Origin of the sequence: Streptomyces nitrosporeus (assembly GCF_008704555.1) — a bacterium.
GTDB classification, from domain to species: domain Bacteria; phylum Actinomycetota; class Actinomycetes; order Streptomycetales; family Streptomycetaceae; genus Streptomyces; species Streptomyces nitrosporeus.
On sequence record NZ_CP023702.1, the window covers coordinates 5,249,494 to 5,272,524 of the forward strand.

Annotated in this window: 16 protein-coding genes; 13 read left to right on the plus strand and 3 right to left on the minus strand. The window is 70.9% G+C overall.

What is annotated here, in order from left to right; all coding sequences use genetic code 11:
• Positions 1-25 precede the first annotated feature (25 nt).
• From CP967_RS23180 to CP967_RS23200, 5 genes are all read left to right on the plus strand, one after another.
• The gene (locus CP967_RS23180; RefSeq protein WP_150489816.1) at positions 26-1,144 is read left to right on the plus strand and encodes a DegT/DnrJ/EryC1/StrS family aminotransferase; all 1,119 of its coding nucleotides are present in this window, start codon (positions 26-28) and stop codon (positions 1,142-1,144) included.
• The gene (locus CP967_RS23185) at positions 1,141-2,166 is read left to right on the plus strand and encodes a Gfo/Idh/MocA family protein (protein ID WP_150489817.1); all 1,026 of its coding nucleotides are present in this window, start codon (positions 1,141-1,143) and stop codon (positions 2,164-2,166) included. The genes CP967_RS23180 and CP967_RS23185 overlap by 4 nt, the downstream gene beginning before the upstream one ends.
• On the plus strand, positions 2,163-3,782 hold the full coding sequence (locus CP967_RS23190; RefSeq protein ID WP_150489818.1) for a glycosyltransferase family 2 protein: 1,620 nt from the start codon (positions 2,163-2,165) through the stop codon (positions 3,780-3,782). The genes CP967_RS23185 and CP967_RS23190 overlap by 4 nt, the downstream gene beginning before the upstream one ends.
• Positions 3,783-3,786: 4 nt before the next feature.
• On the plus strand, positions 3,787-5,070 hold the full coding sequence (locus tag CP967_RS23195; RefSeq protein WP_150489819.1) for a nucleotide sugar dehydrogenase: 1,284 nt from the start codon (positions 3,787-3,789) through the stop codon (positions 5,068-5,070).
• A 75-nt stretch (positions 5,071-5,145) separates the two neighbouring features.
• Positions 5,146-7,785: a glycosyltransferase family 4 protein gene (locus tag CP967_RS23200; RefSeq protein ID WP_150489820.1), complete on the plus strand. Its 2,640-nt coding sequence runs from the start codon at positions 5,146-5,148 to the stop codon at positions 7,783-7,785.
• Positions 7,786-7,873: 88 nt separating this feature from the next.
• Here the strand turns inward: CP967_RS23200 and wecB are convergent, their stop codons facing one another.
• Complete coding sequence (gene wecB / locus CP967_RS23205) at positions 7,874-8,965, minus strand: non-hydrolyzing UDP-N-acetylglucosamine 2-epimerase (protein WP_150489821.1); 1,092 nt, start codon at positions 8,963-8,965, stop codon at positions 7,874-7,876.
• A gap of 174 nt (positions 8,966-9,139) precedes the next feature.
• On the opposite strand from wecB, the gene CP967_RS23210 reads away from it, so the two are divergent.
• Entirely contained in the window at positions 9,140-10,747 is a 1,608-nt protein-coding gene (locus tag CP967_RS23210; RefSeq protein ID WP_150489822.1) for a glycosyltransferase family 4 protein, read from the plus strand.
• A gap of 69 nt (positions 10,748-10,816) precedes the next feature.
• On the opposite strand, the gene CP967_RS23215 is transcribed toward CP967_RS23210, so the two are convergent.
• Positions 10,817-11,968, minus strand: coding sequence for an acyltransferase family protein (locus CP967_RS23215; protein ID WP_229888229.1), 1,152 nt, complete (start codon positions 11,966-11,968; stop codon positions 10,817-10,819).
• A 404-nt stretch (positions 11,969-12,372) separates the two neighbouring features.
• On the opposite strand from CP967_RS23215, the gene CP967_RS23220 reads away from it, so the two are divergent.
• Complete coding sequence (locus tag CP967_RS23220; protein WP_150489824.1) at positions 12,373-13,782, plus strand: VCBS repeat-containing protein; 1,410 nt, start codon at positions 12,373-12,375, stop codon at positions 13,780-13,782.
• Positions 13,783-13,960: 178 nt separating this feature from the next.
• On the opposite strand, the gene CP967_RS23225 is transcribed toward CP967_RS23220, so the two are convergent.
• Positions 13,961-14,563, minus strand: a complete 603-nt coding sequence (locus tag CP967_RS23225; protein ID WP_150489825.1) for an acyltransferase — start codon at positions 14,561-14,563, stop codon at positions 13,961-13,963.
• 278 nt (positions 14,564-14,841) lie between these two features.
• Here CP967_RS23225 and CP967_RS23230 point away from each other — a divergent pair, with 278 nt between their 5' ends.
• The 6 genes from CP967_RS23230 (at position 14,842) to CP967_RS23255 (ending at position 22,914) form a co-directional block, all read left to right on the plus strand.
• Positions 14,842-16,371 (plus strand): N,N-dimethylformamidase beta subunit family domain-containing protein, encoded by a 1,530-nt coding sequence (locus tag CP967_RS23230; protein ID WP_229888230.1) that lies wholly within the window; start codon positions 14,842-14,844, stop codon positions 16,369-16,371.
• A 246-nt stretch (positions 16,372-16,617) separates the two neighbouring features.
• The gene (gene rplU / locus CP967_RS23235; RefSeq protein WP_018487143.1) at positions 16,618-16,938 is read left to right on the plus strand and encodes a 50S ribosomal protein L21; all 321 of its coding nucleotides are present in this window, start codon (positions 16,618-16,620) and stop codon (positions 16,936-16,938) included.
• 14 nt (positions 16,939-16,952) lie between these two features.
• Positions 16,953-17,210, plus strand: coding sequence for a 50S ribosomal protein L27 (gene rpmA, locus CP967_RS23240; RefSeq protein ID WP_014045902.1), 258 nt, complete (start codon positions 16,953-16,955; stop codon positions 17,208-17,210).
• Between the two features lie 147 nt (positions 17,211-17,357).
• Entirely contained in the window at positions 17,358-18,794 is a 1,437-nt protein-coding gene (obgE, locus tag CP967_RS23245) for a GTPase ObgE (protein ID WP_150489826.1), read from the plus strand.
• Positions 18,795-19,071: 277 nt separating this feature from the next.
• Positions 19,072-20,574 carry a bifunctional cytidylyltransferase/SDR family oxidoreductase gene (locus CP967_RS23250; RefSeq protein WP_150489827.1) on the plus strand — a complete coding sequence of 501 codons (1,503 nt, stop codon included), beginning with the start codon at positions 19,072-19,074 and terminating at the stop codon, positions 20,572-20,574.
• A gap of 138 nt (positions 20,575-20,712) precedes the next feature.
• Positions 20,713-22,914 (plus strand): hypothetical protein, encoded by a 2,202-nt coding sequence (locus CP967_RS23255; protein ID WP_150489828.1) that lies wholly within the window; start codon positions 20,713-20,715, stop codon positions 22,912-22,914.
• Positions 22,915-23,031 lie beyond the last annotated feature (117 nt).

Here is a 23,031-nt window from a genome sequence, read left to right on the forward strand (position 1 = left end):
CTTGCGGTGTTCAAGGAGGACGTCCATGACGAGCATCAACGAGCAGCCGATTCCTGCTGCGCGTCCGGTCATCGGTGAGGAAGAGATCGAGGCCGCCGTCCGCGTCCTGCGCAGCGGACGTGTGGTCCAGGGGCCCGAGGTCGCGGCGTTCGAGGAAGGTTTCTCCGGTCTGGTCGAGGGACGCCACTGCGTCGCCGTCAACTCCGGTACCTCCGCCCTGCACCTGCTGCTGCTCGCCCTCGGTATCGGTCCGGGCGACGAGGTGATCGTCCCCTCCTTCTCCTTCGCGGCCTCCGCGAACGCCGTCCGCCTGGTCGGAGCCGACGTCGTCTTCGCCGACATCGAGCCCGGCAGCTTCGGCCTGGACCCGGCCGCCGTCGAGGCCGCCGTCACCCCGCGCACCGCCGCGGTCATGCCGGTGCACCTCTACGGCCACCCGGCGGCGATGGACAAGATCATGCCCATCGCACGCAAGCACAAGCTGGCGGTCGTCGAGGACGCCTGCCAGGCGCACGCCGCGTCCCTGAACGGCACCCCGGTCGGCGCCTTCGGCGAAGGCGGAACGTTCAGCTTCTACCCGACCAAGAACATGCACGCCCTGGAGGGCGGCATGGTCACCACCGCCGACCCCGAACTCGCCCGGACCCTGCGCCTCCTGCGGAACCAGGGCATGGAGCAGCGGTACGCCAACGAGATCGTCGGCGCCAACATGCGCATGACGGACGTGGCCGCCGCCGTCGGCCGCGTACAGCTGGGCAAGGTCGGCGGCTGGACCGAGCAGCGCCGCGCCAACGCCGCGTACCTCGACGCGCACATCACCGCTCCGGCCGTCACCACCCCGCCGGTCGCCGAGGGCGCCCGGCACGTCTACCACCAGTACACGATCCGGGTGCGGGGCGACCGGGACGCCGCGATGGCGAAGCTCACCGAGGCGGGCATCGGCAACGCCGTCTACTACCCGACGCCGATCCACCGGCTCAAGCCCTACTGGGAGCCGGACCAGAAGGCCGGACGCCACTGGGACCTGCCCGAGACCGAGCGGGCGGCGGCCGAGGTCGTCTCCCTGCCCGTGCACCCCTCGCTCACCGAGGGCGACCTGGCCCGGATCGCCGACGCCGTGAACGCGCTGGGGGAGAACCTGTGACCGCCGTACTCAGGGCAGGTCTCATCGGCCTGGGCTCGATGGGGCGCAACCACGCCCGTATCCTCGCCGGTCTCGACGGGGTCGCCCTGGTCGGCGTCGTCGACCCGATGGGCGACAAGAACGGTTTCGCCCAGGGTGCCCCCGTCCTCGGCACCGTCGAGGAACTCCTCGCCCTGGGCATCGACTACGCGGTCGTGGCCTGCCCGACCGCCCTGCACGAGCCGGTCGGCCTCCAGCTCGCGGAGGCCGGGGTCTGCGCGCTGATCGAGAAGCCGCTGGCCGACAGCGTCGAGGGCGCCCGCCGTCTGGTCGAGGCCTTCGAGACGCGCGGCCTGGTCGCCGGCGTCGGCCACATCGAACGCTGCAACCCTGCCCTGCGCTCACTGCGCACCCGGCTGGAGGCCGGCGAACTCGGCGACGTCTACCAGGTGGTGACGCGCCGTCAGGGCCCCTTCCCGCACCGCATCGCCGACGTCGGCGTGGTCAAGGACCTGGCCACGCACGACATCGACCTGACGGGCTGGGTCACGGGGCAGTCGTACACCTCGATCGCGGCCCACACGGTGTCGAAGTCCGGCCGCCCGCACGAGGACATGGTCTCCGCGGTGGGCCAGCTCTCCGACGGCACGATGGTCAACCACCTGGTCAACTGGCTGAGCCCGCTCAAGGAGCGGTTCACCTCGGTCACCGGCGCCCGCGGCTGCTACATCGCCGACACGCTCACCGCCGACCTGACGTTCCACTCCAACGCCGCCGTGGCCACCGAGTGGGAGGCGCTGCGCGCGTTCCGCGGTGTCTCCGAGGGCGACATGATCCGCTACGCCATCCCCAAGCGCGAACCGCTGCTCGTCGAGCACGAACTGTTCCGCGACGCGGTGCTGGGGAAGCCGGCCGACATCTGCACCCTCCAGCAGGGACTGCAGACGGTCGAGGTGGCGGCGGCGGTGCTGGAGTCCGCGTCGACCGGCAGCGCCGTACGGCTCGGCGGGCGTGACAGCGCGCCCGGGGGCGTGGCCAGTTGACCGCACCCGACGTCACCGTCGTCGTGGCGGTGTACAACACGATGCCGTACCTCACCGAGTGCCTGAACTCACTGGTGGAGCAGAGCATCGGCGTGGACCGGCTCGAAGTGGTCGCCGTGGACGACGGGTCGACCGACGGGAGCGGCGAGGAGCTGGACCGGTTCGCGGCCCGGTATCCGGACACCGTCAAGGTCATCCACCAGGAGAACTCGGGCGGCCCGGCGGCACCGAGCAACCGCGCCCTGGAAGCGGCCACGGGCCGGTACGTGTACTTCATCGGTTCGGACGACCATCTGGGCACCGAGGCGCTGGAGCGCATGGTGGCGCTCGCGGACGAACGCGGGTCCGACGTGGTCGTCGGCAAGATGGTGGGGACCAACGGCCGTTACGTCCACCAGAAGCTGTACGAATCCGGAAACCCGGACATCAGCCTGTACGACTCCGCGCTCCCGTACACGCTGGCCAACACCAAGCTGTTCCGGCGGTCGCTGGTGGAGGAGCACCACCTGCGTTTCCCCGAGGACCTGCCGGTCGGCAGCGACCAGCCGTTCACCGTCGAGGCCTGCGTCCGGGCCCGCAAGATCTCGGTGCTGGGTGACTACACCTGCTACTACGCGGTCAAGCGCGGTGACGCGAGCAACATCACCTACCGGGCGGACCACCTCGCCCGGCTGCGCTGCACGGCGAAGATCATGGAGCACACCGCCGCACTCATCGGGGCGGGCCCGGAGCGCGACGCCGTCCTCAAGCGGCACTTCGAGTGGGAACTCTCCAAACTGCTGCAGAAGGACTTCACCCTTCTCCCCTTCGAGACCCGCCGCCAGGTGTGCGAGGGCGTCGCGGAACTCCTGGACGCGTACTTCACGGACGGGCTCCGCCGCATCACCGGCGTCAAGCGGCGGGTGCGCTTCGGGCTGGCCCTCGCCGGCGCCGTCGGCGAACTCACCCGCGCCATCACGCAGGAGTCCGAGAACGGCGCCCCGCCCTTCCTCCTGGAGGACGGGCGGGCCTTCGCGCTCTACCCGGGGTTCAGGGACGACGCCGTCGGGCTTCCCGACCACTTCTACGAGGTGCTGGCCGAAGGCGTGACGGGCCGGCTGGCGAAGTACACCCGGCTGGAGTCGGCCGAGTGGGAGCAGGAGGACGAGGAACTCGTCCTCGTCCTCGGCCTGCGGGTCGGTCTGGTGGGTGATACCTCCTCGGCCGTGGTCGCGCTCGTGAACGGCGCGATGCCCGCGTCGGCGGACAAGCCCGGGGCCCGCCGGCTGCCTGGGGGCGCCGGCCGCCCCGGCCCCGCCGGGGAGCTGGCCCGTGAACCGTCCGGCGACGGCAGGTCCACCCTCCTGACCGCCCGTATCCCGATCCGGCCGGCCGACGCCAGGCGCGGGGCCCGGCTCTACGTCGACGTCGCGGGCTCGACGTACGAGATCCCGGTGCGGGCCGACGGGCTGGCGATGCCGCTGGCCAGGCGCTGGGGCCGGGAGACCCCGTACCGGGCGTCCGCCAACGTCAATTCCAAGGGGCGCGTCGTCATCACCACGGCACCGCTGTGGCGGACGAACCCTTCTGCGGGCGCCAAGCTGCTCCAGAAGCTGACCAGGTCGAAGAGGAAGTAACCCGATGAACATCTGTGTAGTCGCGCTCGGCAAGATCGGCCTTCCGCTCGCCGTGCAGTTCGCCGCGAAGGGCCACAAGGTCATCGGGGCGGACGTCAACGAGAAGGTCGTGGAGCTCGTCAACGCGGCCACCGAACCGTTCCCCGGCGAGCACGGCCTGGACGCCGGGCTCAAGGAGACGGTGGGCGCGGGCCTGCTCTCCGCGACGACCGACACCACCGCCGCCGTCGCCGCGTCCGACGCCGTCGTGGTCGTCGTACCGCTGTTCGTGGACGCCGAGGGCACCCCGGACTTCGGCTGGATGGACTCGGCGACGAAGGACATCGCCGCCGGCCTCCGGCCCGGCACCCTCGTCAGCTACGAGACCACGCTGCCAGTGGGCACCACCCGCACCCGCTGGGCGCCGATGCTCGCCGAGGGCTCCGGCCTGACCCCGGGCCGTGACTTCCACCTCGTCTTCTCCCCGGAGCGCGTACTGACCGGCCGCGTCTTCGCCGACCTGCGCCGCTACCCCAAGCTGGTGGGCGGCACCGACGAGGACTCCACGCGGCGCGGTGTGGAGTTCTACGAGGCGGTCCTGGACTTCGACGAGCGTGCGGACCTGCCGCGCCCGAACGGCGTCTGGGACCTCGGCACGGCGGAGGCGTCCGAGCTGGCCAAGCTGGCGGAGACCACCTACCGCGACGTCAACATCGGCCTGGCCAACCAGTTCGCCCGGTTCGCCGACAAGAACGACATCGACGTCAAGAAGGTCATCGAGGCCTGCAACAGCCAGCCCTACAGCCACATCCACCAGCCGGGCATCGCCGTCGGCGGCCACTGCATCCCGATCTACCCCCGGATGTACCTGTGGAACGACCCGGAGGCGACCGTCGTGCGCTCGGCCCGTGAGGCCAACGCCGCGATGCCCGAGTACTCCGTCGACCTGCTGGCCGCCGCCTACGGCGACCTGGACGGGGTGGGCGTGCTGGTGCTGGGCGCCGCCTACCGCGGTGGAGTCAAGGAGACGGCGTTCTCCGGGGTCTTCGGCGTCGTCGAGGCGCTGAAGGCGCGGGGCGCGGTGCCGTTCGTCTCCGATCCCATGTACACGGCCGACGAGCTGACCGCCCACGGCCTCGTGCCGCACCAGGGCCAGACCGTCACCGCCGCGATCCTCCAGGCCGACCACGCCGAGTACCGCGAGCTGGCCGCCTCCGACCTCCCGGACGTACGCGTCCTGGTGGACGGCCGCCGCACGACGGACCCGGCGAACTGGGCGGGCGTACGGCGCGTCGTCATCGGCGGCTGAGCCCGGCGCCGGGCCGGGCGCAACATCCTCCTCTCCGCCGGCACGTCCGGCCTCCGTGAACCGAAGGATCCTTTGATGAGCACGTCCGCCAACCGGGGCAAAGCGGCCGAGCGGCCGAGGCTTGCCGTGATCGTGGCCAACGGAATCACCGGCGACTCCCGGGTGCAGAAGACGGCCCTCGCGGCGGCCCGGGCGGGCTGGGACGTCACGCTCGTGGGACGCAGCACCGGCAAGAACCGGGAGCACTCCTGGTTCGGCCCGGTCAAGGTGATCCGGGTCCCCGTGGGTAACCACTACACCCGTCGTGTCGCCGCGAGCGCCAAGGCGGGAAGCCCCCGGGCCAAGATCACCCAGTGGGGGGTCAAGGACAAGAAGGGGCTGGAGCAGCTCCGTGCCGCCCACAAGGCGTGGGTGCGGGAGCAGAGCGCCCGCGTCGGGTGGATGGGCGACTCCGCGGTCGCGGGGGTGCCGGCGGCGGGCCGCAAGGCGTGGATCAAGGCCCGGCGCGGCGCGCACCAGCTGAGGGTGCGTGCCTACCGCTGGGAGGAGGGGCAGAAGGCCCGCAGCAGGGAGAGGAACAAGGCGGCGAACGGCGACTGGCGGCACGACTGGCCCGGCCTGGTCGACCTCGACCTGGCCTTCGGCCCGGTGATCGAGGAGCTGAAGCCGGACGTCATCCATGCCAATGACGTCACCATGATCAACACCGGGGCGCTGGCGGCGGCCCGGCTCAGGGCCGCCGGACGCAAGTGCGCCTGGCTCTACGACGCCCACGAGTACGTCGCGGGCGTCGAGTGGCGGCTGCCCGTCATGGATTCCGCGTTCCCGGCGGTGGAGCGGGAGTTCATCGGCAAGGCAGACGCCGTGGTGACGGTCTCCCCGGAGATCGCGGAGATCATCCGGTCCGACCACAAGCTGCCGAAGACCCCGCTCGTCGTCCGCAACACCCCGATCCGCGGTGTGATCGGCGAGAACGCGGGCCGGGTGTCGGTCCGTGAGGCGTGCGGACTGGGCGATGACGTCCCGCTGCTCGTCTACTCGGGCTGGATCGCGTCCGAGCGCGGCCTGGGGACCGCCGTGGAAGGGCTCGCGCAGCTGCCCGACTACCACCTCGCCGTCGTGGCCGGTTTCAAGAGCGACGAGCTGACCAGGCTGCTGGAGCAGGCGACGCAGCTGGAGGTCCGTGACCGGATCCACGTGGTGCCCTACGTCGCGCAGCACGAGGTGGCCGATTACCTCTCCACCGCCGACCTGGGCCTCATCTGCTCGAAGCGGACGATCAACTACGAGCTGTCCCTGCCCACCAAGACCGCCGAGTACCTGCACGCCGGCCTCCCGATCATCGCCAGCGACGTGCAGACGCTCAGCGCCTACGTGCGTGAGCACGGCGTCGGCGAGGTGTTCGTGTCCGGCGACGCGGAGTCCTTCGTCGAGGCCGTCACCCGGGGGGTGGCCAACCGGGCCGCGATGAAGGAGCGCATCAGCGACGAGGTCCTGACGGAGCTCTCCTGGGAGCACCAGTGCGAAGGGCTGATGCGGCTCTACACGGAGATCTCCGGAAAGACGCCGCCGGGCCCCGTGCCCGACGCCCCGTGGGACGCGAAGGAGCGCCCCGCGTCCGACGACCGGGCGGAGCCCCCGGCCCTCCTGATGGGGGAGTGGACACCGCTCGGCCAGACCCCGGTCCGGCTGGGGCTCGGTCCCGCCAACTTCGCGGGCCAGCTGGCCGCCTTCGCCAGCGCCGTCTGCCGGGAACGCGCCGACGTCTCCGCGGAGGTGGTCAAGCACCGCACCTCACGGTCGTCGCAGGACTACGCCGCGGACGTGTACGTCGACGGGCGGATGCTCAAGAAGCTCGACGGCCAGCTGGAACAGGTCCAGCGCGTGCTGCCGCGCTACACGCACCTGCTCGCCGACGCGTTCCGGCCGGTGTTCGGCAGCCTCAACGGCGACAGCATCGAAGGCGACCTCCCCGCACTGCGGAAGGCGGGCATCAAGGTGGCCCTTCTCGCGCACGGGAGCGAGGTCAGGCACCCGCTGCGCCACATGGAGCGCAACCCGTACTCCCTCTTCCACGACGCCCCGGAGGGGTACGCAGAGAAGCTGCTGGCCGAGGCGGAGCGCAACCGGCGCATCGCGGAGGAGAGCGGTCTGCCGGTCTTCGTCACCACCCCCGACCTGCTCGTCGACCTCCCCATGGCGACCTGGGCGCCCCTGGTCGTGGACGTGGACGCCTGGGCGTGCGACCAGCCGGTCATGGAGCGCAAGCGCCCCGTCGTGCTGCACGCCCCGTCCGCCCGCTGGACGAAGGGGACGGACCGTGTCCTGCCGCTGCTGGAGGACCTCGACCGGCGCAAGGTGATCGAGCTCAAGCTGGCGGAGAAGCTCTCCTGGTCCAGGATCCGCAGCCTGGTGCAGGAGGCGGACATCGTCATCGACCAGTTCGCCGTCGGGATGTACGGCACCTTCGCCGTCGAGAGCATGGCGGCGGGCAAGCCGGTCATCGCGTATCTCGACAGTGCGTCCGTCGAGCTGGCCGGCGTCAATCCGCCGATCATCGACGTCGCACCGGACGGGCTCGGGGAGGCCCTGGAGCGCCTGCTGGACGACCGTCACGCGGCGGCCCGGATCGGTATCGACTCCGTGGAGTACGTACGGACGCAGCACGACGGGACGGCGACGGCCGCCGCTCTGGCGTCCTTCCTCGACTCCTGAGGAGCCCGCCCGGCCCCGGAACCGGCGCGAGGCCGGAGAAGGGGCCGGGAGCCGGACGGTGCGCGGGCCGTACCGTCCGGCTCCACGTTCAGCCGCGCAGCCCTTGCTCCAGCAGCTCCACGACCCGTACGGCGGCCGTTCCCTCTCCGTACGGGGTACCGCGGGGTGCCTGGGGGGCGGGGCGGGTGGCCAGTGCCGACCACTCGGCGGCGGGAAGCCGGTGCGGGTCCGGTACGAGGACGTTCCAGCCGCCCTCCAGGGTCTCCACCCACTCCGTCTCCGGGCGGACGGTGGTGCAGGCCCGGCCGAGCAGGAAGGTTTCCTTCTGCAGGCCCCCGGAGTCGGTCACCACGCCGGCCGACGCCATGACGGCGGCGATCAGGCCGGCGTACGGGAGGGGCCTGCCGACGTGGACCGAGCCCTGCTCCAGTTCGATGCCGTGCTCCTTGGCGCGGGCGACCAGACGCGGGTGCGCGAGCAGCGCGACGGGCACCGGCAGCCCGGCCAGCGAAGCCAGGATCGCCGACAGGCGCTCGGGGTCGTCCGTGTTGTCCGGCCGGTGCAGAGTGGCCAGCAGGAACGGCGCGCCGGCGTCGATGCCCGGGGGCAGTGCCGGGGCGGGGTGCTCCCCGGCGGCCACCGCGTCCCGGATACGCAGGCAGATGTCGACCATCACGTCCCCGGCGAGCCGTGAGCGCTCCGCGAGCCCCTCGTTCGCCAGGTGGCGCATGGCCTCCTCGGTCGGAGCCAGCAGCAGATCGGCGCAGTGGTCGGTGAGGACGCGGTTGTGCTCCTCGGGCATCCGCCGGTTGAACGACCGCAGGCCCGCCTCCAGATGCGCGACGGGGAGGTGCATCTTCACCGCGGACAGGGCGCCGGCCACCGTGGAGTTGGTGTCGCCGTACACGAGGACCCAGTCGGGCCGCTCCTCCTCCAGGACCTTGTCCATGGCGGCGAGCACCGCTCCGGTCTGCACACCGTGACTGCCCGAACCCACTCCGAGGTGGACGTCGGGGGCAGGGATGCCGAGACCGTCGAAGAACACGTCGGACAGATCGGCGTCGTAGTGCTGGCCGGTGTGCACGATGACGTGCTGATGCGGGGTGCCGGCGAAGGCTGCGGCGATGGGGGCGAGCTTCACGAGTTGGGGGCGGGCCCCGACGACGCTGAGAACCTTCACTGTTGTCCTTCTTCTTTGTGTCTGCCGAGCCCGCTCCGGGCCGGGTCCGATGGTACGTGGGGGCCTGTGGGGCACCACCACCGCAGGCCCGTCGAGGGCCGGTATGCTCGCTGGCTGCGGTATGTCTGCGGCGGGGAGAAGGCCGTGACGGCGGCTATCAGGAAAGGCGCGTACATGGAGCCCGAGAACACCACGCAGAACAAGCCCCGGGGGCGGGTCGTCATGCTCGTCGACAACGGGGTCAAGGGCGACTCGAGAGTGCAGAAGGCGGCACGGTCGGCGGCCGACGCGGGCTGGGACGTCGTGCTCTTCGGAGTCTCGCCCGACGGTGAGAAGCACTCCTGGAAGGTCGGCAGCGCGGAAGTGCGGCTGATCCCCAAGCCGGGTCCCCTCAACCCGCGGCGCCACGACATGCGCCGTCCCCTCTTTCGGCGCCCGCTCGCCTACCGCTCCCCGCAGGTGGCGCGCTACCGCGTCCAGGCCGTCAAGGCATGGCGCTCCGACCTGAGCTTCCGGCAGGCCGCGGTGAAGGCGGCCAGAGCGGGCCACCCGGGCCGCAGCGCGGGCGGCTCCAAGGCCAGGCTGCTGGTCCCGAGGGTCAGCTCCAAGGTGTACAGCAAGTGGGTCGCCCTCCGTGCCCGGGAGACCACCGACCTCCAGCAGCGCCGTTCCATGCTGGACGCCCGGCTGGACCGCGCGACGACCGCACTGTGGCAAGGGCTGATGAAGCAGCGCTCCTGGCGCCGCCTCACGCCCAACCTCTGGGACTTCGAGCTGGCGTTCGCCAAGCACATCGACAAGCTCAAGCCCGATCTCATCCACGCCCACGACTTCAAGATGCTGGGCGTCGGAGCCCGCGCCGCCGTCCGGGCCCGTGCGGCGGGCCGGCCGGTGAAGCTGGTCTGGGACGCCCACGAGTACGTACCCGGTCTGCCCCCGCGCCACGGCCGCTGGCTGCCCGGACACGTCGCGTGGGAGAAGGAGCACGCGGTCTTCGCGGACGCGGTGATCACCGTCTCCCCGGCACTGGCCGAGCTGCTCAAGAAGGGCCACGGCCTCTCACAGCTGCCCACGGTCGTGCTGAACGCCCCGGTGCTCTCGCCCGGCCCGGACGAGGTGGCGGGTGCCGGCCCCGTCCCCGACCTGCGGGAACTGTGCGGCGTGGGCCCGAACACCCCGCTGCTCGCCTATGTCGGCGGCATCAACCCGGTCCGGGGCGTCGAGACCATCGTCGAGGGCCTCACCCAGCTGCCCGACGTGCACGTCGCGATGGTCTCGGTACCGCCGGGCAAGCCCTACGCGGCGACGGCCACGATCCGCAAGCTGGTCGACAAGCTGGGCGTCGGCGACCGGGTCCACTTCCTGCCGTTCGTACCGCACTGGCAGGTGGCCGAGTTCGTCGCACCCGCCGACGCGGCCGTCAGTCCTCTGCACCACCTCGCCAACCACGAACTGGCGCTGAGCAACAAGTTCTTCGAGTACTCCCAGGCGAGGCTCCCGCAGATCGTCAGCGACATCCGCACGATGTCCGAGATGGTCCGGTCGACCGGCCAGGGCGAGGTGTTCCGGGCCCAGGACACCGACGACTACGTACGCGCCGTGAAGGCGGTACTGGCCGACCCCGAGCGCTACCGGGCCGCCTACGACAAGCCGGGGCTGCTGGAGAAGTGGACCTGGGAGGCCCAGGCGGAGATCCTCGACGGCATCTACAGCCGCCTGCTGCCGGACCGCCCCAGGATCGCGGCGCAGCCCTCGGGCTCCAGGGCCGACGCCCGCGCCTGAGGTCCCGCGACGGCCGAGGCCCCGTGTCCCGCCGACGGGACACGGGGCCCCGGCCGTTCACCGGGCCTATCAGAGCCGTGCGCGCAGCAGGCGGACCGCGGGCCGTTCCAGGTACCGGTGCACCAGCCAGGAGAGCACCAGCAGGGTCCCCACGGTGACGAGCAGCGTTGGCCACGCGCCCATACGTCCGTACAGCTCACGGATCATCGCCCAGCCCAGTTCCTCGTGCAGCAGGTAGAGCGGGTAGACGAGCGCCCCCGCGGTCGCCAGCCAGCGCCACTGGAGCCGGTCGAACCAGTGCAGGGAGATGGCCAGGATCACCAGGTAGAAGCTGGTGACCAGGGCCAGAGCCACATACGGGCTCCGGTCGAAGTCCAGCTCGTCCCGCAGCCGGTCCGCGTGTTCCACCAGATCGCTCTGCATCGTCAGCCAGCTGGTCCCGAGCAACAGCCACAGCTTGAGATCAGGACCGAAGCGGTAGATCAGGTACATCGTGATCCCCGAGACGAACAACGAGGTGTTCAGAGCGGGGGCCAGGGTGGAGAGGACCGGTATCGCGGTGGTGCTCTCCTGGAGGAGCAGGGAGAGGATCAGCCAGGACCAGCAGAAGACGTACACCCGCTGGAAGTCGATCTGCTTCATCAGGACGACGAGGAAGACCAGGTAGAAGCAGAGCTCCACCCACAGGGTCCAGTACGCGCCGACCATGTGCTGAGCCTTCAGCGGCACCTGGAACATGGTCAGGTTGGTCAGGGCGTCGCTGACGCTGGGTGCCTTGCGTGAACCGTCCGGGAGCATCCGGTACAGGACGAAGCCCAGGACCACCGAGAACCAGTAGGCGGGGAACAGCCTGAGGAACCGGGCGCGCACGAACTGCCCCGGAGTACGCCCCCAGGCGGACAGGCAGATGACGAAGCCGCTGATGATGAAGAAGAGCTGGACCCCGTAGGAACCGTACTTGGTGAAGGGGAACAGCCAGGGGAACAACTCCCGGGGGTTCACGCCCCAGTTGGTGACGGTCGCCTTGTCGATTCCGGTGAAGTGGAAGGCGAGGACGGCGAGCGCGGCCACCACGCGCAGCGCGTCGAGCGCGTAGAGCCTGGGCGGGGCCTCCTTCGAGGGCGCGCCGCTGCCCTGCCCGGCGGCAGGATCGGTGTCCACAGGCCGCGGCTCGCTCGAAGAGAGCGCCTCGGCCTTGGGTGACAGAGAGGGAAGGATCACCCGGTCATTCTGGGGGAGGGAAACCGCCCCGGTTCGCATCTGAGGAGATCGAAACCGAAAGGGAACGGACTGCGCTCCGACAAGAAGGGGAGGTCACCGGTCATCGGCGTCCGGTTGGCGCGGACGGCCGCAGCGTCGCTCCTGGCGTACGCACCGTGATCCAATCGTGATTCCGTAAAGACGCTCATGTCCGACATCGATACTTGCCCATCCCCTCTGCGCGGACGGAAGCTCCTGGCTGATCCTCTACGGAACGGGTGGGAAACCTTCACATGATCAGTTCGGTCCGGACCAGGCGGTACGGAACTCTCAGGGCGCTGACCGCGGGGCTGTTGTTCTTCGGTGCCGCCGGTGCGGCCACGGCCGTCCCGGCGTACGCGGCCGCCTCATGCGCGGGAGCCGGTATGACGGATTTCGACGGTGACGGGATCAAGGACGTTGCCATCGCGGATCCGCTGGCGACCGTCTCCGGCCAGGCGAAGGCAGGCCTGGTGCGGATCTCCTACGGCGGCGGTGGCGTGGCGGAGATCTCGCAGTCGGCGACGAACGTCGCCGACGCGGCCGAGGCCGGGGACCAGTTCGGCTACGCGCTGTCCGTCTACGACGCCGACAAGGACGGCTGCAGCGACCTGGCCGTGGGCATTCCCTACGAGGACGTCGGGGACGTCGTCGACGCCGGATACGTCCAGATCGTCTACGGATCGGTCGACGGACTCGGCAAGGGGCGGGCCAGCAGCGGGTTCGTCCAGGGAACGAACCTGGGCAGTTCCTCGGCCGAACACGGGGACATGCTGGGGTACTCCCTCACGTCCGGGCTGTCGGCCACATCGGTGCCCTTCCTGGTGATAGGGGTCCCGGGGGAGGACTACCAGGGTGTGGTCGACATGGGCATGATCCACTATGTCGCGGGTGCGACGTTCTCCAGCGTCTCCAATGTGACGCAGGATTCTCCGGGGGTGTGGGAGGACGCGGAGGCTTACGACCGGTTCGGCGCGTCCCTGGCCGGCACCGACCGGCGCTTCGCCGTCGGAGTTCCCGGCGAGTCGCGTGAATCGGTGACCCAGGCCGGCGGTCTCCATGTGTTCGTGCCGTCCATCAACACCGACGGCATCCCCTTGCCCTTGTTCGGAATGGGGCAGGTACGCACGGGATCCGGCGACGAGGTGGGGGAGACCGGGGACCAGTACGGCTTCTCCCTCGCCATGGCCCCCTACCGGCCCGCCGGGGCGGCGACGGTCAGCGACGTCATGCTGGCGGTGGGAGTGCCGTACGAGGACCTCGGGGAGACCGAGGACGCCGGGGCGGTGCAGCTCTACCAGATCAAGGCCGACCACACGGTCGTGCAGACCCAGTGGCTGGACAGGAACACGGCCGGGGTGGCGGGGGACGCGGCTGCGGGCGACTTCTTCGGCCAGCGCCTGGCAGCGGTGAACACCGCGACCAACGTGGTCAGCACCGCGGCGGGCATGCGGCTGGCGGTGGGCGTACCGGGCGACGAGGCGGACGCGCAGCGGAAGGACGAGGGCGGAGTGCAGCTGTTCTCGATGCTGGGCGACCCCGGGGCGAGCGACAGCTGGATCAGTCCCGGCAACGGCATCCCGTCGGCGGGCGCGCCGCGGATGTTCACCGGCCTCAGCCTCGCGGCGGCCCCCGACGCCCTGTACGTCGGCATCCCCTACGGCCCCGCCGAGGGGCGGGCCGTGTACGCCTTCCCCTGGAACACCGCGGACGGGGGAGCCCCGGTCAGGACCTGGAAGCCGGGGCAGGGAGGACTGCCGGCGGCCGCAGCCGCGTTCGGCATGGCCGTCCGGTAAGCACGCCCGGACGCGGGGGAGGGCGGCGTCCTCCCCCGCGCCCGTCGCGCCGGGCTGTGCCGCGGTGCGTGCCGGGACGGCGGCGCCCCGGCACGCGGAACCGGTGGAGAGGGGCGCGGCCGCAGCTCGTCCTCGCGCCGTGACGGCCGGGACCCGGCGCGGGGGCGGGGCGGCGGTGTCAGACCGCCCGCTCGGTGAGGACGCCCTCGTGCTCCTCGTACACCGTGCCGGTCGAGGGGCACTCCCACACGCCCGGCTCGCCCGCGCGCTCCGCCAGCTTGACCCCGGCTCGGCCCACCCAGCCGACGTGCCGGGCGGGGACGCCCACGACCAGGGCGAAGTCGGGCACGTCCTTGGTGACCACGGCACCTGCGGCCACCATGGCCCACCGCCCGATCCGTACCGGTGCGACACAGACGGACCGGGCTCCCAGGGAGGCGCCCTCGGCGACCTTCACGCCCACGGCCTCCCAGTCGCCCCCGCGCTTCTGCTTGCCCTCGGGGTCGACCGAGCGCGGGTTGTGGTCGTTGGTGAGGACCACGGCGGGGCCGACGAAGACGCCGTCGCCCAGCTCGGCCGGCTCGTACACCAGGGCGTAGTTCTGCAGCTTGACGTTGTTCCCGATACGCACGCCGGTGCCCACGTAGGCGCCCCGGCCCACCACGCAGCCCTCGCCGAGCCGGGCACCCTCACGGATCTGGGCGAGCTCCCAGACGCTGCTGCCGTCACCGATCTCGGCGCTCTCGTCGACCTGGGCGGTGGGCTGGACCCTGTAGTTCACGTGCTGAGCCTTCCTGGCGGGCGGGATTTCCCGCTGAGCATACGATTCCCGCCCGCACGGCCCGCCCGTGACGGTCCGATCCCACATCAGGGGCCCGTCCCGCAACCCTGCGCAGGTGAACTGTGGCCGGCCCCACAAGCACAGGCTCTCCACAGGGTAGGGGTAACTCCCTTACGATCAGCCCTCGTCGGGCGGCTCGGAGCGCGTGGGTCCTCCCGGCGCGGCAGATGTGGAGCGTGAGGCACGAGGCCCAGCGCTGAGGCTTCGGAAGGGCTCCTGTGTCGAAGGTGACGCGCCGTGCGGCGCTCGGCGCGATCGGAATCGGCGCGGTGGGGCTGGCCGGCTGCCGGCTCCCCGGGGAGGCCGGGTCCGCCGCGACGACCAGGCCCGCGCCCAGCACCGGCGACAATCCCGTCGTGGACGAGAACCGGGCGGCCGGCTCGGACCGGTGGGCCGCCGGCCGCGACGGCACGGTGGGCGTGAAGGACGATGCCGCGCAGATCCAGGGATACGCGTCGCGGACGTCCGTCCCGCCGGGCGAGCCGATCGACTTCCACATCTCCTCCCACCGCACGCAGACCTGCACGGTGGAGATCTACCGGGTGGGGCACTACGGCGGTGCCGGAGCACGCCGAATGGCGGCCGGCGAGGACGTGCCCGTCCAGCGGCGCACGAAGCCCGAGGCGGACCCCGCCACCGGGCTGATCGCCTGCGACTGGCCCGCCTCCTGGACCCTGGACGTCCCCGAGGACTGGGTGTCGGGCTTTTTCCTGGCGGTCTTCACCTCACAGGACGGCTACCGCAGCTCCACCCCCTTCGTCGTACGTGACACCGAGCGCCGGTCCGACGTCCTGGTCGTGGTCCCCTTCACGACGTACCAGGCGTACAACCTGTGGCCCCTCGACGGCCACACCGGGAAGAACCTGTACAAGGGGTACGCCTCGGAAGGCGTGATCGGCGGCAACGAGGTCCGCGCGTTCCGGGTGTCCTTCGACCGGCCCTACGCCGACTCCGGCACGGCCCGCTGGATGAACATGGACACCAGCGCCGCGCGGTGGCTGGAGAGCCAGGGCTACGACGTCACCTACGCCAGCGGCGTCGACCTCCACGAAGGGCGCGTCGACCCCTCGAAGTACACCGTCATGCTGTTCTCCGGACACGACGAGTACTGGTCCCAGGAGATGCGCGACTGCGCCGAGCGGGCCGTCGGAGCCGGAACGCACCTCGCGTTCCTGGGCTCCAACAACATCTACTTCCACATACGCGTCGAGGAGTCGGCCGACGCGCGCCCCGGCCGCGTGGTGACCTGCTACAAGGAGGCACCGGACCCCGAGCCGGGCACGGCGGGCCCCACGGTGCGCTGGCGCTCCCTCGGCAAGAAGCACCGCAAGGCGGAACAGGGCCTCCTGGGCGTCCAGTACAACGGCATCCTGACCGAACCCGTCCCGCTGGTGGTGAAGGAGAGCAAGCACTGGTTCTGGGAGGGGACGGGCCTCCGGGACGGCGACGAGATCCCCGACCTGGTCGCCGTCGAGGCCGACGGCTTCAACCCGTCCATGCCGCGGCCCGAGGACACCGAACAGGTACTGCTCTCCGCCTCCCCCTACGGCGACAGCATGGGGCGGGGGCGCAGGACCCAGAACACCAGCCTCTGCGTGAATGCGGAGGGCACCCTCGTCTTCGTCGCGGGGACCTTCCACTGGCCCCTCGCCCTGAGCGAGCCCGAGCACGAGAACAAGCAGGTCCAGAGGGCGACGGAGAACCTCATGACCCGGATGCTCCAGCCGCGCGAGGCTCCGGTCTCCTGACGGTCCGGCCCGGAGAGGTCCGTCCCCCGGCGGCCCCTTCGCCTACGGGGGAGCCGGTTTGGACAACCCGGATCCCGCCCCGTAACCTAGACCGTCGGCGTATCTGTGTGCGCCTGCCCCCTGAGCACATCCCTCCCGGTGATCCGTCCCCGGGGGAGGCCGCTCATCCTTCCGGACTGTCGCGGGCCCCGGCCCGCGCGGGCGGCTGGCATCAGGGGATCCGTTCCGAGTGAGAGAGAGATCCGCGTGTACGCCATCGTGCGCAGCGGTGGTCGCCAGCACAAGGTTGCTGTCGGCGACATCGTTGAGGTTGACAAGATTTCCACCGCCAAGGTTGGCGACACGGTCGAGCTCTCGACCCTGCTCGTTGTCGACGGCGACGCCGTGACCAGCGACCCGTGGGTCCTGGACGGCATCAAGGTCACGGCCGAGGTCGTGGACCACCACAAGGGCGCGAAGATCGACATCCTTCGCTACAAGAACAAGACCGGTTACCGCCGCCGCCAGGGTCACCGCCAGCAGTACACGGCGATCAAGGTCACCGGCATCCCCGCGGCTGCGAAGTAAGGGACTGAGGAGACATGGCACACAAGAAGGGCGCATCGTCCACTCGGAACGGGCGCGATTCCAACGCTCAGCGGCTCGGCGTCAAGCGCTTCGGCGGCCAGGCCGTCAACGCCGGTGAGATCCTGGTCCGCCAGCGCGGCACCCACTTCCACCCGGGCACGGGCGTCGGCCGTGGCGGCGACGACACGCTGTTCGCGCTGACCGCCGGTGCGGTGGAGTTCGGTACGCACCGTGGCCGCAAGGTCGTGAACATCGTTCCCGTCGCCGCCTGATTCCAGGCAGTGACCGGCTGAACGACTCAGCACCTTCCGAGGGCGGATCTCGGCTTTCCCGGTGGACACGGGGAAGCGGGTCCGCCCTCGGCGCGTTACGTCAAGAGATAATTCCGCATTTACCGGCAGTACCTGGAGGCACCCACCATGACCACCTTCGTGGACCGCGTCGAGCTGCATGCCGCCGCGGGTAACGGAGGCCACGGCGTGGCCTCCGTACACCGTGAGAAGTTCAAGCCGCTGGGCGGCCCCGACGGGGGCAACGGCGGGCGCGGCGGCGATGTCGTCCTCGTCGTCGAGCAGTCCGTGACCACGCTGCTGGACTACCACCACCACCCCCACCGCAAGGCCACCAACGGCCAGCCCGGCGCCGGTGACAACCGTTCCGGCAAGGACGGCCAGGACCTCGTGCTGCCCGTCCCGGACGGCACCGTCGTCCTCGACAAGGCCGGCAACGTCCTGGCGGACATGGTCGGCCAGGGCACCACCTTCGTCGCCGGACAGGGCGGCCGCGGCGGGCTCGGCAACGCCGCGCTGGCCTCGGCCCGCCGCAAGGCGCCCGGCTTCGCGCTGCTCGGTGAGCCGGGGGAGAGCCGGGACATCGTCCTGGAGCTCAAGACCGTCGCCGACGTCGCCCTCGTCGGCTACCCGAGCGCCGGCAAGTCCTCCCTGATCTCGGTGCTCTCCGCGGCCAAGCCGAAGATCGCCGACTACCCGTTCACCACCCTCGTGCCCAACCTGGGCGTGGTGACCGCCGGTTCGACCGTCTACACCATCGCGGACGTCCCCGGGCTCATCCCGGGAGCCAGCCAGGGCAAGGGCCTCGGCCTGGAGTTCCTGCGGCACGTGGAGCGCTGCTCCGTCCTCGTGCACGTCCTGGACACCGCGACGCTGGAGTCGGACCGCGACCCCGTCTCCGACCTCGACATGATCGAGGAGGAGCTGCGGCTGTACGGCGGACTGGAGGACCGGCCGCGCATCGTCGCCCTGAACAAGGTCGACATCCCCGACGGCCAGGACCTCGCCGACATGATCCGCCCGGACCTGGAGGCGCGCGGCTACCGCGTCTTCGAGGTCTCGGCCATCGCGCACAAGGGCCTCAACGAGCTCAGCTACGCCCTCGCCGGGATCATCGCCGAGGCGCGCGCCCGCAAGCCGAAGGAGGAGTCGACCCGGGTCGTCATCCGCCCGAAGGCCGTGGACGACGCCGGCTTCACCGTGACGGTGGAGGAGGACGGGCTCTACCGGGTGCGCGGCGAGAAGCCCGAGCGCTGGATCCGGCAGACCGACTTCAACAACGACGAGGCCGTCGGCTACCTCGCCGACCGGCTCAACCGCCTCGGCGTCGAGGACGAGCTGCGCAAGGCGGGTGCCCGCGCCGGGGACGGCGTGGCCATCGGGCCCGAGGACAACGCGGTCGTCTTCGACTGGGAGCCCACCGTCACGGCCGGCGCCGAGATGCTGGGCCGCCGGGGCGAGGACCACCGCCTGGAGGCCCCGCGTCCCGCCGAGCAGCGCCGCCGGGACCGTGAGGCCGAGCGCGACGAGGCGCAGCGCGCGTACGACGAGTTCGACCCCTTCTAGGCGGTCCCGCGGTGGGCGCCGCCGCCCCCGCCCGGGTGTTTCCGCACGGGAAACGCCCAGGCGGGGGCCGGTGGGGCCGTACGCGGCAAGGGGACCGGGGCGCGCGCCTGTGGGGTCCGTCACCCCGCCGCGGGCCGGGAGCGGCCCAATCCGCCTGGCCAGCGGTGAACTCCGGGTTTCCCAGGGGAGAGCGGAGATAAACGTCCACCTTGCGAGACGCTCACGGAGAGTGCGACCATCACACAGTTCCCCCATGTCATCGCAAGGTAGGTCGTCTGTGTCTGTGCCTCATGAAGCCAAGCCCCGGACCACTGCGGTCGTGCTCGCCGGCGGTACCGGCCAGCGCGTGGGCCTGTCGATCCCCAAGCAGTTGCTGAAGATCGCCGGCAAGGCCGTCATCGAGCACACGCTGACCATCTTCGAGAACGCCGAGGACATCGACGACGTCATCGTCCTGATGGCGCCCGGCTTCGTGCCCGACGTCGAGAAGATCGTCGCCAAGGCCGGGCTGTCCAAGGTCGTCAAGGTCATCGAAGGCGGGAGCACCCGGAACGAGACCACCGAGCGTGCCATCCAGGCGCTCGGCGAGGGGCTCGCGGAGGGCGAGGACCGCAACGTCCTGTTCCACGACGCCGTCCGCCCCCTGCTGTCGCAGCGGGTCATCAAGGACTGCGTCGACGCGCTGGAGCGCTACCAGGCGGTCGACGTGGCCATCCCCTCCGCGGACACGATCATCGTGACCCGCACCCACGGCGAGGACGGCGAGTTCATCACCGACGTCCCGGACCGCTCGCGGCTGCGCCGCGGCCAGACCCCGCAGGCGTTCAAGCTCTCCACGATCCGCAAGGCGTACGCGGTCGCGGCCGGCGACCCGAACTTCCAGGCCACCGACGACTGCTCGGTGGTCCTCAAGTACCTCCCCGACGTGCCGATCCACGTGGTCGCGGGCGACGAGTACAACATGAAGGTGACCCAGCCGGTCGACGTCTTCATCACTGACAAGCTCTTCCAGCTGGCCTCCACGGCCGCCCCGCGCCAGGCCGACGAGGCCGCGTACCGCGAACTGCTGTCCGGCAGGACCCTGGTGGTCTTCGGCGGTTCGTACGGCATCGGCGCCGACATCGCGTCGCTCGCCGAGAGCTACGGAGCCACCGTCTACGCGCTGGGCCGCTCCACCACCGGTACCCACGTGGAGAACCCCGAGGACATCGACGACGCGCTCTCCAAGGCGTACGCGGAGACCGGGCGCGTCGACTACGTCATCAACACCGCGGGTGTGCTGCGCATCGGCAAGCTGGCCGAGACCGACAACGCGACCATCCAGGAAGCGCTGAACGTCAACTACCTGGCGCCCGTCCAGATCGCCCGCGCCTCGTACAAGTACCTGGTCGAGACCAAGGGCCAGCTGCTGCTCTACACCTCCAGCAGCTACACCCGCGGCCGCGCCGAGTACAGCCTCTACTCCTCCACCAAGGCCGCCATGGTGAACCTCACCCAGGCGCTCGCGGACGAGTGGGCCGGCGAAGGCATCCGGGTCAACTGCGTGAACCCGGAGCGCACCGCGACCCCGATGCGCACCAAGGCGTTCGGCAAGGAGCCGGAGGGCTCCCTGCTCTCCTCGGAGGCCGTGGCCCGCACCTCGCTGGACGTCCTGCTCTCCGCACTGACCGGCCACGTCATCGACGTGCGGCAGCAGGATCCGACCCGGGACGCCGTCGACGCGTCCGGCTTCGAACAGGCCCTGGCCTCCGTGCTGGACCGTCAGGAAGATGTGTCATAATTCCTGACAAATGAACATCTTTTTACGGGCCTCTGTGATCGCCGGAAAGCGACCGCAGAGGCCCGTATGCGTGAAGCCGCACCTTCACATTTCCCTCAATACGTGAAACAACCGGCACCCCTCTGGAGCAGGTTCCTCGTGATTTCGAAAGCCATTCGCCTGGCCCGTGTGGGCAGCCGGTCAGAACTCGCGGCGGCGGTCCTGATGCTGCTCGGCTACCCGTGCATCATGGTCGCCGCGCTTCTTCCCGGTATCTGGCTCTTCGCGGCGGCCACAGCGGTCACGTACGTCTGCGACTGGTATCTGCACCAGCGCGGCAGCTACCTCGTCAACAGGCTCGGCAAGGTGCGGGCCGGACTGCCGATCCGCTTCCTGCTCCGCCAGCTGATGATCGTCCTGCTGCTGGCCCGGCTGGACCTCGCCGAGGAACCCCTCTTCTTCGTCGCGGTGGCCTGCTTCCTGCTCTTCTACGGCCTCCAGGCCCCGCACGGCGCGCTGACCACCCTGATCCGGCTGCGCCGCACCATGCCGATCGTCACCCGCAACGTGGACCTGCACGCAGTCCGCATCCCCGACGCACCGCCGCAGACCCTGCTGCACCGCTCCGCCGAGAAGATGCTGCACCTCGACATCCCCGCGGTGGCCGGCATCCTGTTCGCGGCCGAGACGGGCCGGAACGTCTTCGGGTACGCCGGCGCCGCCGCGACGCTGGCGCTGGGCATCGCGTACAACGCGCTGCTCCTGCCGTACGTGCGGCGCGGCCGCCTGGTGCCGCCGGCCCCGGTGGTGCTGAAGGCGCTGGACACCTGGCTGCGCGAGTACCAGCCGACCGTGGTGCTCTACTTCTCCGGCTCCAACGAGTCCGCCTACCAGGGCAACATGTGGCTGGAGACCATGGCCGCCGTCGAGGGACGGCCGCTGATCGTGATGCGTGAGCGCAACCTCGTGCCGCAGCTGGCCGAGACGTCCGTGCCGGTGGTGTGCGTCCCCGGCGGGACCCATCTGATGAACATGGACCTGTCCACCGTCCGGGTCTGCCTCTACCCCGCCAACGTCGGCAAGAACATCCACATGCTGCGTGTGCCGACCATGAAGCACGTCTTCATCGGACACGGCGACAGCGACAAGCTGGCCAGTGTCAACCCGTACTCCAAGGTCTACGACGAGGTATGGACGGCGGGCCGGGCCGGCCGCGACCGGTACGCGCTGGCCGACGTCGGCATCCGCGACGAGGACATCGTGGAGGTGGGGCGTCCTCAGCTGGCCCCCATCCAGAGCTGGACCGGGACGACGAGGAACCCCGTCCCCACGGTGCTCTACGCCCCCACCTGGGAGGGCTGGGACGACAACCCCGGCAACACCTCGCTGCTGCTGGCGGGAGAGAACATCGTCCGGCGGCTGCTGGAGGCGGACCGGCCGGTCCGCGTGATCTACAAGCCGCACCCGTTCACCGGCATCCGCAGCGCCCGGGCCAAGGCCGTCGACGCCCGGATCAAGGAAATGATCACCAAGGCCGCCCAGGACCGCGCCGCCGACCCCCGCTGGGCGAAGGAGGCGTCCGCCGCCGCGTCCGGCCGGCAGGCCGCGAAGGCCGAGCTGGCCAGGATCGAGGCCCGGCTGGCCGAGCTGGAACGGTCCGGCCACACGGGCGGCGACGACTCGGAGATCTCGCGCGTCTCGCTCGCCGACCCCGCGCGGCACGCCGAGATCAGCCGCCTGCGCGCCGAGTGGAACGACGCCTACTGGAGCTCCTTCGGCTGGTGGGAGCACCGGACCGTGAGCGGGGCCCAGCCGAAGCTCTACGACTGCTTCAACCAGTCCGACGCGATGGTCTCCGACATCTCCAGCGTGGTGTCCGACTTCATCGCGAGCGGCAAGCCGTACGCCGTCACGGACTCGGCGCAGCTCGGCGCGGAGGAGTTCAAGCGCCAGAACACCGCCGTACGCGCGGCCGTCATCCTGTCCAACAGCGCGGCCGAGCTCGGGCAGCTGCTCGACGCCGTCACCGACCCGGCGGCGGACCCGCTGGCCGGGGCCCGGCGTGAGCTGAAGGGCTACCTGCTGGGTCCCGACGAGCCGACCTCGATGGAGCAGTTCAACGCCGCGGTACGGGCGCTGACCGCCCGGGCCGAGGCGCGCAACGCGGGCGTCGCCCAGCGGGTCGGCGAGCAGGCCGCCCCGCTGCCCGACGCGGAGGCCGCCACCAGCGGCGCGGGAGACGGCGCGGACCAGGCCGTGGCCGCCGCCGCGGAGTCCGCCGACCCCGACGCCCTGACGGGCGCGCCCGGGGCCGACGCCTCCGGCACGGCGATCGGCGCGGGACCCTCCTCGCTGCGCTGACCGGTCCGGCCCCGGGGGCCGCCGCGGCGGCCGGTACCGCTTCCCCCCGGGGAGCGCCGTGCCGGCCGGTATCGCCCCGAGGTCTCCGCGCAGGCCGGTACCGCCCCGGGGTCTCCG